11 protein-coding genes are annotated in these 12282 nt (G+C 71.9%); 6 read left to right on the top strand and 5 right to left on the bottom strand.

Features of this window, described 5'->3' with window-relative positions; all coding sequences use genetic code 11:
* Position 1: 1 nt before the first annotated feature.
* From ACFTZL_RS10355 to ACFTZL_RS10340, 4 genes are all read left to right on the top strand, one after another.
* A complete protein-coding gene (locus tag ACFTZL_RS10355; protein WP_382580114.1) occupies positions 2 to 772 on the top strand; it encodes an SDR family NAD(P)-dependent oxidoreductase in 771 nt (256 codons plus the stop codon).
* 97 nt (positions 773 to 869) lie between these two features.
* Positions 870 to 1988 (top strand): LLM class flavin-dependent oxidoreductase, encoded by a 1119-nt coding sequence (locus tag ACFTZL_RS10350; protein ID WP_382580113.1) that lies wholly within the window; start codon positions 870 to 872, stop codon positions 1986 to 1988.
* Positions 1989 to 2082: 94 nt separating this feature from the next.
* Positions 2083 to 3813: an amidohydrolase family protein gene (locus ACFTZL_RS10345; RefSeq protein WP_382580112.1), complete on the top strand. Its 1731-nt coding sequence runs from the start codon at positions 2083 to 2085 to the stop codon at positions 3811 to 3813.
* Complete coding sequence (locus ACFTZL_RS10340; protein WP_382580111.1) at positions 3810 to 5297, top strand: aldehyde dehydrogenase family protein; 1488 nt, start codon at positions 3810 to 3812, stop codon at positions 5295 to 5297. The genes ACFTZL_RS10345 and ACFTZL_RS10340 overlap by 4 nt, the downstream gene beginning before the upstream one ends.
* Positions 5298 to 5303: 6 nt before the next feature.
* On the opposite strand, the gene ACFTZL_RS10335 is transcribed toward ACFTZL_RS10340, so the two are convergent.
* Positions 5304 to 5696 carry a nitroreductase/quinone reductase family protein gene (locus ACFTZL_RS10335; protein WP_382580110.1) on the bottom strand — a complete coding sequence of 131 codons (393 nt, stop codon included), beginning with the start codon at positions 5694 to 5696 and terminating at the stop codon, positions 5304 to 5306.
* Between the two features lie 68 nt (positions 5697 to 5764).
* Entirely contained in the window at positions 5765 to 5986 is a 222-nt protein-coding gene (locus tag ACFTZL_RS10330; RefSeq protein WP_382580109.1) for a hypothetical protein, read from the bottom strand.
* A 210-nt stretch (positions 5987 to 6196) separates the two neighbouring features.
* Here ACFTZL_RS10330 and ACFTZL_RS10325 point away from each other — a divergent pair, with 210 nt between their 5' ends.
* On the top strand, positions 6197 to 7759 hold the full coding sequence (locus ACFTZL_RS10325; protein WP_382580108.1) for a helix-turn-helix domain-containing protein: 1563 nt from the start codon (positions 6197 to 6199) through the stop codon (positions 7757 to 7759).
* On the opposite strand, the gene ACFTZL_RS10320 is transcribed toward ACFTZL_RS10325, so the two are convergent.
* The 3 genes from ACFTZL_RS10320 to ACFTZL_RS10310 all read right to left on the bottom strand — a co-directional run bounded on the left by ACFTZL_RS10320 (position 7731) and on the right by ACFTZL_RS10310 (position 11279).
* Positions 7731 to 9260 carry a CehA/McbA family metallohydrolase gene (locus tag ACFTZL_RS10320; RefSeq protein WP_382580107.1) on the bottom strand — a complete coding sequence of 510 codons (1530 nt, stop codon included), beginning with the start codon at positions 9258 to 9260 and terminating at the stop codon, positions 7731 to 7733. The two genes, ACFTZL_RS10325 and ACFTZL_RS10320, sit on opposite strands and share 29 nt — an antisense overlap.
* Positions 9261 to 9408: 148 nt before the next feature.
* Entirely contained in the window at positions 9409 to 10059 is a 651-nt protein-coding gene (locus ACFTZL_RS10315; RefSeq protein WP_382580106.1) for a response regulator, read from the bottom strand.
* On the bottom strand, positions 10056 to 11279 hold the full coding sequence (locus ACFTZL_RS10310) for a sensor histidine kinase (protein ID WP_382580105.1): 1224 nt from the start codon (positions 11277 to 11279) through the stop codon (positions 10056 to 10058). The genes ACFTZL_RS10315 and ACFTZL_RS10310 overlap by 4 nt, the downstream gene beginning before the upstream one ends.
* A gap of 80 nt (positions 11280 to 11359) precedes the next feature.
* Here ACFTZL_RS10310 and ACFTZL_RS10305 point away from each other — a divergent pair, with 80 nt between their 5' ends.
* On the top strand, positions 11360 to 12058 hold the full coding sequence (locus ACFTZL_RS10305) for a class I SAM-dependent methyltransferase (protein WP_382580104.1): 699 nt from the start codon (positions 11360 to 11362) through the stop codon (positions 12056 to 12058).
* Positions 12059 to 12282 lie beyond the last annotated feature (224 nt).

Below are 12282 nucleotides of genomic sequence, written 5' to 3'. Positions count from 1 at the left end.
CATGGGCAAGCTCGACGGACGGGTCGTCATCGTCACCGGCGCCGCGCGCGGCCAGGGCGAGCAGGAGGCCCGGCTGTTCACGGCCGAGGGCGCACGGGTGGTCGTCGCGGACGTCCTCGACGACCAGGGAGAGGCCCTCGCGAAGGAGATCGGCGCCCGGTACGTCCATCTCGACGTGGGCCGGGAGGACGACTGGCAGGCCGCCGTCGCCGCAGCCAAGGACGCCTACGGCAAGGTCGACGGGCTCGTCAACAACGCCGGCATCCTGCGCTTCAACTCCCTCCTCGACACGCCCCTCGAGGAGTTCATGCAGGTCGTCCAGGTCAACCAGGTGGGCTGCTTCCTCGGCATCAGGGCGGTCGCCCCGGAGATGGCCGACGGGGGCACGATCGTCAACACCGCCTCCTACACCGGCCTGACCGGGATGGCCTCGGTGGGCGCGTACGCGGCGAGCAAGCACGCCGTGGTCGGGCTGACCCGGGTCGCCGCCCTGGAGCTGGCCGGGCGGGGGATACGCGTCAACGCCGTCTGCCCGGGTGCCATCGACACGGCGATGTCCAACCCGGCCCGGCTGGACCCGGACGCCGATCTGAAGGAGACGGCCAAGGGGGTCGACCGGCTCTACCGCAAGCTCGTGCCGCTGGGGCGGGTCGGGCAGCCGGAGGAGGTGGCCAGGCTCGCCCTGTTCCTGACCTCGCAGGACTCGTCGTACATCACGGGGCAGCCGTTCGTGATCGACGGTGGGTGGCTGGCCGGGGTGGCCATTATCTGACGCCCCGTCAGCTATTGACGCTCCCGGGGGCCGGTGGAACAGTCGGAGTCACGCATCTGACGGATCGTCAGAATTAGTCCTGGGGCGGTGAACCTCCTTGGAATTCGGCATCTTCGTACAGGGATACGTCGGCAAGCGGGCCGAGACCGACCCGCTCGCCGAACACAAGGCGCTGATGGAGGAGACCGAGTACGTCATCCAGGCGGACAAGTCGGGCTTCAAGTACGCCTGGGCCTCCGAGCACCACTTCCTTGAGGAGTACTCGCACCTCTCCGCCAACGACGTCTTCCTCGGCTACCTGGCGCACGCGACCGAGCGGATCCATCTCGGCTCGGGGATCTTCAACCCGCTCGCCCCGGTCAACCACCCGGTGAAGGTCGCCGAGAAGGTCGCCATGCTCGACCATCTCAGCGAGGGGCGGTTCGAGTTCGGCAGCGGGCGGGGGGCCGGGTCGCACGAGATCCTCGGGTTCCTGCCGGGGATCACCGACATGAACCACACCAAGGAACTCTGGGAAGAGACCATCGCCGAGTTCCCGAAGATGTGGCTCCAGGACGAGTACGCCGGCTTCCAGGGCAAGCACTGGTCGCTGCCGCCGAGGAAGATCCTGCCGAAGCCGTACGGGAAGTCCCACCCGGCGATGTGGTACGCGGCCGGATCGCCGCCCTCGTACGCCATGGCCGCGAAGAAGGGGCTCGGCGTGCTCGGCTTCAGCGTGCAGAAGGTCTCCGACATGGAGTGGGTGCTGGAGCAGTACAAGACGGCGATCGTGGACGCGGAGCCGGTGGGTGACTTCGTGAACGACAACGTGATGGTGACGACCACGGCGATCTGCGCGCCGACCCATGCGGAGGCTGTGCGGATCGCGGCGAGCGGGGGGTTGCACTATCTGCCCTCGCTGGTGTTCCGGTACCACGACACGTTTCCGCGGCCCGAGGGGTTTCCGGTGTGGCCCGAGACGCTGCCGGAGTACACCGAGGAGTTCGTGGAGGTGCTCATCGAGGAGGAGTTGCTGATCTGCGGGGATCCGGACGAGGTGTGTCGGCAGTGTGAGCGGTGGGAGCGGGCCGGGGCGGATCAGTTGAGTTTCGGGTTGCCGGTGGGGGTGCCGAAGGAGGAGACGTTGCAGACGATTCGGTTGGTCGGGGAGTACGTGATTCCCAAGATCGATACGGATCCTGTGCATCGGACTTCGCGGTTCCGGCAGGGGGTTTGAGCGCCGTTGGCGGGTGCGGGTGCGTCGTGGCTTGTCGCGCAGTTCCCCGCGCCCCTAGGTGACCCGCACCACCCCACATCGAGAGGTGAGCCCAATGCTCGATCACGTCATCCAGGGTGTGACCGTCGTGGACGGGACGGGCGCCCCGGCGTACACCGCCGACGTCGGCATTCGAGACGGCCGTATCGCCGTCATAGGTCGGGTCACCGAGGAAGCGCGTACCACCGAAGACGCCGTCGGTCTCGTCCTCGCGCCCGGATTCGTCGATCCGCACACCCACTACGATGCCCAGCTCTTCTGGGACCCGTACGCCACGCCTTCCCTCAACCACGGTGTCACCACCGTCGCGGGTGGGAACTGTGGGTTCACGCTCGCGCCGTTGAACCCGGATCGTCCCGAGGACGCCGACTACACCCGCCGCATGATGTCGAAGGTCGAGGGCATGGCGCTGGTGGCGTTGGAGGAGGGGGCGCCGTGGAGTTGGCATTCCTTCGGGGAGTATCTGGATGCCCTGGAGGGGCGGATCGCCGTGAACGCCGGGTTCATGGTGGGGCACTGTGCGCTGCGGCGGTATGTGATGGGGCCGGAGGCGGTGGGTGGGCAGCCGAGTGCGGAGCAGCTCGCCGACATGGTGCGGTTGCTGCGCGAGGCCATGGACGCCGGGGCGTGGGGGTTCTCCACCACCCAGTCGACCAGTCACTCCGACGGGGACGGGCAGCCGGTGGCCTCCCGGCATGCCGGACCGGCCGAACTGCTCGCGCTGTCGCGGGCCGTCGGTGAGCACGAGGGCACGCAGATCGAGGCGATCGTCGCGGGCTGTCTGGATCAGTTCAGCGACGCCGAGATCGATCTGTTCGTGGAGATGAGCGCGGTGGCGGGGCGGCCGCTGAACTGGAACGTGCTGACGGTCGACGCGGCCGTTCCCGAGCGCGTGCCCCGGCAGCTCCTCGCGAGCGAGCAGGCCCGTAAGGCGGGCGGCCGGGTCGTGGCGCTGACCATGCCGATCCTCACGCCGATGAACATGTCGCTGGGTACGTTCTGCGCGCTGAACCTGATCCCCGGGTGGGGGCCGGTGCTCGCGCTGCCCGTGCCCGAGCGGATCGAGAAGCTGCGCGATCCGGCCGTACGGGCGGAGCTGCTGCGCCGCGCCACCTCCAAGGAGGCGGGCGTCTTCCGGCGGCTCTCGAACTTCGGGCGGTACGTCATCGGCGACACCTACAGCGACGCGAACGCCGGGCTGACCGGGCGCGTGGTGAAGGACATCGCCGAGGAGCGCGGCCAGGAGCCCTTCGAGTGCCTGGTGGAGATCTGCGCCGCCGACGGGCTGCGTACGGTCCTGTGGCCAATGCCGACCGACAACGACCCGGCGTCCTGGGCGCTGCGGGCGGAGACCTGGCAGCACGAGGACGTGCTGCTCGGCGGGTCCGACGCGGGCGCCCATCTGGACCGGATGTGCGGGGCGCCGTACACGACCCGGTTCCTCGGGGACTGTCTGCGGGGCCGGAACCTGGTCGGTCTGGAGCAGGCGGTGAGGATGCTGACCGACGATCCGGCCCGGCTCTTCGGGCTGCGGGAGCGCGGGCAGGTGCGGGAGGGCTGGCATGCGGACCTCGTCCTGTTCGACCCGGACCGGATCGACGCGGGCCCGGCCACCCTGGTGCACGACCTGCCGGGTGACAGCCCGCGGCTGGACTCCCGGGCGCTCGGCGTACGGGCCGTGTGGGTCAACGGCGTCGAGGCGATCCGGGACGACGTGGTGACGGGTGCCGTGCCGGGCCGCGTGCTGCGCTCGGGGCGGGACACGGAGACGGTGAGCACCAGGTGACGGCACGGGTGACGACGCCGGGGACGGCAGGGGCGACGGCACGCCAGGCGTTGTTCGTCGGCGGCTCCTGGGCGGAGCCGGACGGCGGGCACTACGCGGTGATCGACCCGGCGACCGAGGAGACCGTCGGGTGGGCGCCGGAGGCCTCGCGGGATCAGGTGCTCGCGGCCTGTGCCGCGGCCCGCGAGGCCTTCGGGCCGTGGTCACGGACCTCGCCGGAGGAACGGGCCGCGGTCCTCGGCCGGGCGGCGGACGTCATCCGGGAACGTCTCGTGCCGTACGCGGAGCTGGCCCGGGCGGAGACCGGTGCGACCACGGCCACCGCACGCGCCATGCAGGTCGGGGTCGCCGCCGCCCGCTTCCGGCGCTACGCGCGCGTGGAGCCCGCCGAGTGGGCGATCCCGCCCCAGATCAACGAGGCCGGACCCATGGGCAGGGCGGGCGTGATGGGCGCCCTGGCCGTCCGCCAGCCCGTCGGGGTCGTCACCTGCGTCACCTCGTACAACAACCCCTGGGCCAACGCCGCCGGCAAGGTCGCCCCGGCCCTGGCCATGGGCAACACGGTGGTGGTGAAACCCGCCCCGCAGGACCCGCTGTCGGTCTACCGGATGGCGGAGGCGCTGGAGGCGGCGGGTGTGCCGGCGGGCGTGGTGAACGTGGTCAGCGGATCCCGCACGGAGGTCGGTGAGGCGGCCGTGGAGTCGCCGGACGTCGACATGGTCAGCTTCACCGGCTCGACGGCGGTCGGGCAGCGCATCGCCGAGGTGTGCGGGCGCGGTATGAAACGGCAGTTGATGGAACTGGGCGGCAAGGGGGCGGCGGTCGTCTTCGACGACGCGGACCTCGGCTCGGCCGTGGCCGGGATCGGGACCACCTTCTCCTTCTACAGCGGCCAGATCTGCACGGCACCGACGCGGGTGCTGGCGCAGCGCGGGGTGTACGACCGTCTGGTCGAGCAACTGGCCGGATACGCGGGCCGGTTGAAGGTCGGTGACCCGAGGGAGCGGGACACGGTGGTGGGGCCCCTTATCTCGGCGGCGCACCGGGATCGCGTGGAGTCGTACGTCGAACTGGGGCGGAAGGAAGGCGCGGTGGTGCGGGCGGGCGGCGAACGTCCGGCTCTTTCCACGGGCTTCTACGTCCCCCCGACCCTCCTCGCCGACTGCACCAACGACATGCGCGTGGCCCGCGAGGAGATCTTCGGGCCGGTCGTGGTCGTCATCCCCTTCGACGACGAGGAGGAGGGCATCGCCCTCGCCAACGACACCGACTTCGGCCTCATCGACTACGTCTGGTCGGGCGACGTGGCCCGCGCCTTCCGGGTGGCGCGGCGGCTGCGGGCCGGCGGGGTCGGGGTCAACACCGTCGGCCGCAACATGGAGGCACCCTTCGGCGGCTTCAAGAAGAGCGGGGTCGGCAGGGACGTCGGCTCGTACGCCCTGCATGCCTACAGCGAGGTGCAGGCGATCGTGTGGCCGGGCTGACGCCCCTCAGGTGTCCAGGTCCACCCGCACCGTCAGCAGATTCGTCCCGAACGCCCGCACTCCCAGGCCGTTGAAGCGGGGCAGCCGCCGCAGCCGCGCCACCGGATCGTCGTCCGGCACCGGCCGGGCGGTCCCCGTGTGCCACCGCCCCCGGATCCGCACCCGCACCCGCGGATCGGCCTTGATGTTGCGGACGTACTGCGACCGCTCACCGAACTCCGACACCAGCCAGAAGGCGTCGCCGACGCGCCGTCCGCCCACCGGCGTCTGCCGGGGCAGCCCGGAGACACGGCCCTTCGTCTCGATGACCGTCTGGAGGGGCAGGCGGCGCAGCAGCGGATTGATCCGGCGCTGGAAGGCCGTGGCGGCACGGAACCTGATGTCGGCGAGGCGGGACATCGTCAGGAGACTCCTTCACGCGAAGCTGCGGGCAGGGCAGGGCAGGGCAGGGCAGGGTGCCCATCTGATCACCGCTCCCGGCTCGCCACCAGTAGCGCACGGGTCCAGGCCGCCAGCCGGCCGACCATCGTGAGCGCGTGCGCCGTCCGCGACCGGAGGAAGGGCAGGACGAGCAGGGCGGGCACGAACGCCAGGGTCACGACGAGCACGGGCACGAGCGCGAACAGGACGAGCAGGACACGCTGCGCCCAGCGGGCGCCGACGAGCAGACCGGTCCAGCGGGTAGGCATGTGAGGGTTCCCTTCGAGTCGCGGCGATGAGCCGGCGAGCGATCGATGCCGGAACCCTCCGTCCTGTCGGGTACGTTGCGAAAGGCGCACCATGGTGCCAGCACCGAGTCAACACTTCGGGGGGACGCCTTGACCGTCGTGGCCCGCAATTCCGGGAATTCGTCGGAGATCGAACGCGGTGAGGTGCCCGAACTTGCGGAGCTCGGCACCATGTTGAAGGACTTGTTCAACACGCTGGGCATCAGCCAGCGGCAGTACGCGAAGCGGATCAGCCTCGATCCGTCGGCGGTCTCGCGCGTGTTCAGCGGTCGGCGGATGCCCACCAAGCACTTCATCGAGCAACTGATCTCCGAGGTCGAGGCCGAGCGCGGTGGTTCCGTCACACCGGCGGCCCGGGACGCGATCCGCGCCAAGTGGCTCACGGCGATGAAGGAGACCGACCCCTCCGAGTTCCGACTGGAGAGTCTGCGCGGGGAGTTGGCGAGGTCCCGGCGTGACACCGAGCGGGCGAACCGCAATGTCGAGGCCCTGCACCTTCTGTTGCAGCAGCGGGAGGCGCAGGCCCATGACGCCGCCAGGGATCTGGCCCAGCTCCAGCTCGACTGGGGTGCCGAGCGGGCCGATGCCACCGGTGAACGGGGCGAGTTGAGCAGGGAGCAGGCATCCCTGTCCGCCTCGCGTGAGGTGCTGCTGCGCGAGATCGAGCAGCTCAAGAGGGACCTTCAGGAGGCTGAGCGACTCCGTTCCGAGGCGGAGAAGCACAGCCGCGAGCTGCGGGAGCGTGTCCTGCGCCTGGAGGAGGAACTGGCGGAGCGCGGGCCGGCGGGCGGGCTCCCGCTGGCGGTGTTCAAGGGCCAGTTGCTGCGGATGTGGGAAGAGGAGAACTTTCCCGAGGCGTCGCGGGATCTGACGGAGGCGGCGTGGTCGCGGCCGCTGGACGAGGTGCTGGACCTCATGGCGTGGCTGTCGCGGAGGAAGGACCGGGAGCATGTGAGCGCTCTCGTCTCCGACGTCGGCCGCCTGCGCCCGGCCCGGGACGTCCTGCGGATCGCCGCGGAGCTGCTGGCCGGGGCCTCGGGCCCGCCGGGAGCGGTGCTGGGCGAGACGACGGTCCACGACGCGTGGGTGACGGCGGTGGCGTCCCGCATCACGGAGAGCAATGTCGCCGGGTACTACCGGGAGCTGTCGGCCCTCGAGGGGCCGAGCGGCCCGCTGAGCGACCGGATGCTGGCCGCCGCGGTGCGGCGCGCGACCACACCGTCCGAGGCCCTGGGACTGATCACCGCGGCCCTGACGGGCGGGGAGCCGCCCGGTGCCCTGCTCATCCTCACCATCAGCGCCGTGGCGGCGCCTCATCGCATCGCCGTCGACCCGGGCTTCCCCTTCCATGTGATGGCGGGGCTGCTCGGCGCCGGTATGAGCGACATGGCCGGGCGCATCATGGTGCGGGTCAGCCGCCAGGACAGCCCGAAGCTCAGGCCCGCGGCCCCGGTGGCCCAGCGGTTCCACCTGGGCCTGCGAGAACTGGACGAACGGGCGCTGCGCGACCTGTTCGTGTTCCTCGTCGAGGAGGCGGACGACAGGTTGGTGGGGGCGGTCGCCGTGATGATGTACTTCGGGGCCGATGGCGACCGCTCCCTGTTCGACCGGCTGCTGAACGAGCTGGGAGCCAGAATCGAAGACCTGCTCGAGGCGATGATGAGCCGCTGGAGCCCCGACTTGTTCGAGTACGTGGTGCGCCGTGTCAGCGCCCCAGGAACACCGGATTCGTGAACCCCGCCAGCGGCCCCGGCACCGGCCCCGCCGCCGCCTCGTGCCGCACCTCGGCCCGTACGTACGCCGCGTACGAGGGCGTCGTGCGCCACTCCACGACCCCCGCACCCGCCACCGGCAGCGGCGCACTCGTGTGCAGCACGCCCTGGTCGGTGACGAAGCGGACCGTGCAGCGCGGGGCGCCCGTGACCTCCAGGCGGACGGTGACCGGGGTGTCGCGGCCGACGGCGAGCCGCTCGCCGATGCCCGCGTGTTCGCCGCGTCCCCCGGACACCCGGAACGACAGCGCGAGCCTGGCGGACTCGGCGATGTACGACCGCCCGGCCCGGATGCCCTCCTGGATCGCCTGACGGGTCAGGTCGTCGGCCAGGACGACCGTCTGGGGGCTGCCGACGGCGTCCGGGTCGCGGTGGGCGTCGCTGCTGCCCATCGCGGGGATCCAGCCGCGTTCGCCCCGCACGGACGCCACGAGCATGCTGTCCCAGTCGGCCAGCGTCACCTCGTCGTCGGGCGTGTAGGGGCCGTTCCACACCTCCACCGCGTCCGCCTCGCCGAAGCCGAACTTCCAGTTGCAGCCGACGCACGTCGCGTGCGGATGGGCCGGGACGACCAGGCCGCCGGCGCGGCGGATCTGGCGGGCGAACCGGCCGAAGCGGTTGTCGCGGGCACGGTAGCGCCAGTCGACGAAGGTGCCCGGGTCGGTGCCGAGCGCCACCACGTGCCCGTTCCGGGTGGTGATCTCCTCGCCCAGCATGACGAGCAGGTCGTCCCCGGCCACATCCGCCCAGTGCGCGTGCGCCGAGTGCGTGTTGTGCTCGGAGGAGTTGATGAAGTCCAGCCCCGCCGCCCGCGCCAGGGCCCCGATCTCGGCGGGGGTGCGGCGGCCGTCGGAGTGCCAGGAGTGCAGATGGCAGTCCCCCCGGTACCAGGCACGCCCCCGCCCCTTGGCCCGCTCGGGCGGATACACCGGCTCGACGGCCTCGCCCGGCTCGCCGTACGTCAGCGTGATCGTGATCTCGTACGACAGGCCCTGCGGGGCGACCGTGTACGGGCCGAGCGCGATGTGCCAGGTGCCCTCGCGCACCGGGCCCGGGAGGTAGCCGGGCGTCGCGTCGTCGGCGCGGAGGAAGAACTCGGTGCGCGCCCCGCCCGACCAGCCCCTGAAGCCCCGGCCGCCGACGTCGGTGCCGCGATCGTCGAAGACGCCGATGTCGAGGGCGTTGCCCATCGTGCCGGCCGGGACGGACGGCCGCTCGTAGGTGTAGGCGACCTTGATCTCCCGGACCCCGGCCGGGACCTCGACGGGCACGTACACGAAGTCGGGGGAGCCGGGCGGCAGGGTGCCCCGCACGGTTCTGGTCTCCTGGTCGCCGTCGGCCGCTGAAGCGAAGCTCACGCTTCCCAACGTAAGCGCGGCGGCCGCTCCCGTCACGAACAGTGCCCGCCGGGCGAGCCCGCCGTGGCCGTCCTCGTGACTGTCCTCCTGATGGTCCTCGCACATGCTGCTGCTCCCAAGGTGTCGTCGGTGACAAGGCATGGGTGGTGCAGGGGTGGTGCGTGCCACCGTTGTATTCAGCCGTGAACTCGCGGGCAAGGGAAGGGGATCCGGCGGCGGGCGGCAGTGGAACAGGCCGCGCGGGCCGGGGACTTCAGGCGGTGAGGCCGGCGTCGCGCGCCAGCAGGGCCGCCTGCACCCGGTTGGCGACCTCCAGCGTGGTGAGGATGCGGCTGACGTGGGCCTTGACGGTGCTCTCGCGCATGCCGAGCCGGGCGGCGATATCGGCGTTGGTCTCGCCCTGGGCGAGCAGGGCCAGCACGTCGCGTTCCCGGGGTGTGAGCCGGTCGACGGCGGCCCGGGCGCCGGTCGCGTGCGCCCCGCCCGACCGGTGGAAGCGGTCGATGAGGCGGCGGGCGGCGCTGGGGTGGAGCATCGCCGAGCCGGCGGCGACGAGGTGGACGGCGCGCAGGATCTCGGCCGGGTCGGTGTCCTTCAGCAGGAAACCGTCGGCCCCGGCCGCGAGGGCGTCGTAGACGTACTCGTCGAGATCGAAGGTCGTCAGCGTGATCACCCTCGGCGGGTGGGGAAGGGCGCGCAGACGGGCGGTGGCCGTGATGCCGTCCATGTGCGGCATGCGTACGTCGACCAGTGCGACGTCGATTCGGTGCGCGGTGGCCTGCTCGACGGCGTGCAGCCCGTCGGACGCCTGGGCGACGACCTCAATGCCCGGGTCCCCGTCGAGGAGGTCGGTCAGGCCCAGGCGGACCAGGGCGTCGTCGTCGGCGATCAGGACGCGGATCATGCGGGGGTGCCGTTCTGGTCGGGGGGCTCGGGGGACTCGGAGGTCTCGGCGGGGGAGGGGTGGGGGATACGGGCCGCCAGTCGCCAGCTGCCGGCCCCGCCCGGGCCCGCGTGCAGATGGCCGCCGAGGGCGGTGACGCGTTCGCGCAGGCCGACCAGCCCGAACCCGGAGGCGACGGCGTGCGCGGCCGGGCTGCCGGGGGCGTTGGTGACCTCCACGGTGGTGGCGGGCGGCTGGTAGCCGAGGTGGATGAGCACCGGGGCACCCCCGGCGTGCTTACGGGCGTTGGTCAGCGCTTCCTGGACGAGGCGGTAGACGGCCAGCCGGTGCGCGGCCGGAGCCTGCTCGGGCCGGCCCTCGACCCGCAGCTCGGCCCGTTGTCCCGCCGCCCGCGCCTGCTCGACCAGTTCGTCCACGGCCCGCAGGACGGGGACGGGAGCTGCTTCGACGGGCTCGGCCCCGGGATCGCGCAGGGCCCCGAGGATGTCGCGGAGATCGGCCAGGGCCTCGGTGGAGGCGGTGCGCAGCAGGGCCAGACGGGCCACGACCGGCTCGGGCAACTGCTCGTTCCTGGTCGTCAGGACGCCCGTGTGCAGGGCGATCAGGCTCAGGCGGTGCGCCAGTACGTCGTGCATCTCCGCCGCGATCCGGGACCGCTCGGCGGACCGGGCCGTCTCCTCGCGCAACTCCCGCTCGATCCGCAGATGCTCGATCTGGTCGCCCAGTGCCTCCAGCAGCCGCCGGCGATTGCCCGCCCACAGCCCGCCCACCAGGGCCAGCAGCACGAACAGGGTGGAGCCGTACTGCTGCGGGGTCCACAGTGAGATCGCCGGAGGGATGAGCAGGTTGGCGCTCAGCGCGGCCGCGGCGCAGCCCACCGCCACCCGGGCACGCCGGTGCGCCGACAGGTCGAACAGCGCGACGAGCAGCAGCGGCAGCAGCGGCCACCCCCACAGCCCGGTCGCCACGGTGGCCGGCACGGCCGAGGCGTACCAGGGCGACCGGCGCACCAGCAGGGCCAGTCCGCACAGCAGGGCCATGACGGTGGACGGCGTCACATACCGGCCGCCGGCGTTGGAGGCACTGTTCAGCACGGCGAGGGCGGTCAGCAGCACGACCAGGCACCAGCGCCCGCAGGTGCCCCACCGGAAGCTCTCTCTCCGTATCACTCCCGGGATCCTAGGCGGCCCGGCAGGCGGGTCGTCCGCCCTCGGTCTCATATGACCCCCTACTTTCGTAGAGGAGGACAGCCGCACAACGAGTGATCTCCGGGCGTGGCCCGGTTCCTAGTGTCGCAGCCATGGATCTACGCACCATGGACTGGACGTTCCTCACCGAAGCGGCCCGCGATCCGCGCACCACCGGCGCCGTCGCCCCCAGCGGGCGGGCCCTGGCCCGAGCACTGACCGAACCGGTGCGCGCCCTGGCCCCACGGCCGCTGACCGTCCTGGAGGCGGGGGCCGGGACCGGCGCGGTCACCCGCGCCCTCATCCCCCAACTGTCCCCGGGCAGCCGCCTGGATGTCGTCGAGGCCAATCCGCGCTTCGCCGACCGGTTGCGTCGGCTCGTCGACACTCACCCCCGGCTTGCGGGCGAGCCGGAGCGGGTGCGGGTCCACAGCTCCTACGTCGAGGACCTGCCCGGCGCGGGCCGCTACGACGTGATCGTCTCCGGCCTGCCCCTGGCCAACTTCACCGCCGAGCGGGCCGACGCGATCATGGCCCGCTATCTGGAGCTGCTGCACCCGGGCGGCACCCTGACCTACTTCGCCTACCTGGGCACCGGGCAGGCCCGCACCCTGTTCTCCTCCCGTGCCGAAGCCCGCCGGCACCACGCCGTCCAGGAGGTCATGGCCGGCTACCAGCGCTGCTACGTCACCGGCCGCTGGGCGGTGTGGGCGAACCTTCCTCCGGCCAGGGTCTGGCAGTTGCGGAACCCGCACCGCGAGGCGCGCGACACGGAGGGCGAGCCGTACGTCGTCACCGGAGCCGGCCGGTGACCGTCCCGTGAGACCTCCTGGGCCTCCTCGGCCGGGTCCCGCCATCGCCGCCCACGCGGTGCCGGCAGCCGCGGTCCTGGCCGAGTCCGTCCTGCTGGTCGGCGCCTTCGTCCCCACGCTCGGCCTGCTGCCTGCTGCCTGCTGCCTGCTGCCGGCGGCCGGGGCGCCGGCCCGCACCGGACGCCTGAGCCTGCCCCTCGTCATCGGTGCCGCCGCCGTCGCGG

Origin of the sequence: Streptomyces sp. NPDC056948 (genome assembly GCF_042674225.1) — a bacterium.
GTDB lineage: Bacteria > Actinomycetota > Actinomycetes > Streptomycetales > Streptomycetaceae > Streptomyces > Streptomyces purpurascens.
The sequence above is the reverse complement of the archived record's forward strand: the minus strand, read 5'-3'. Positions and strand labels throughout refer to the sequence as shown.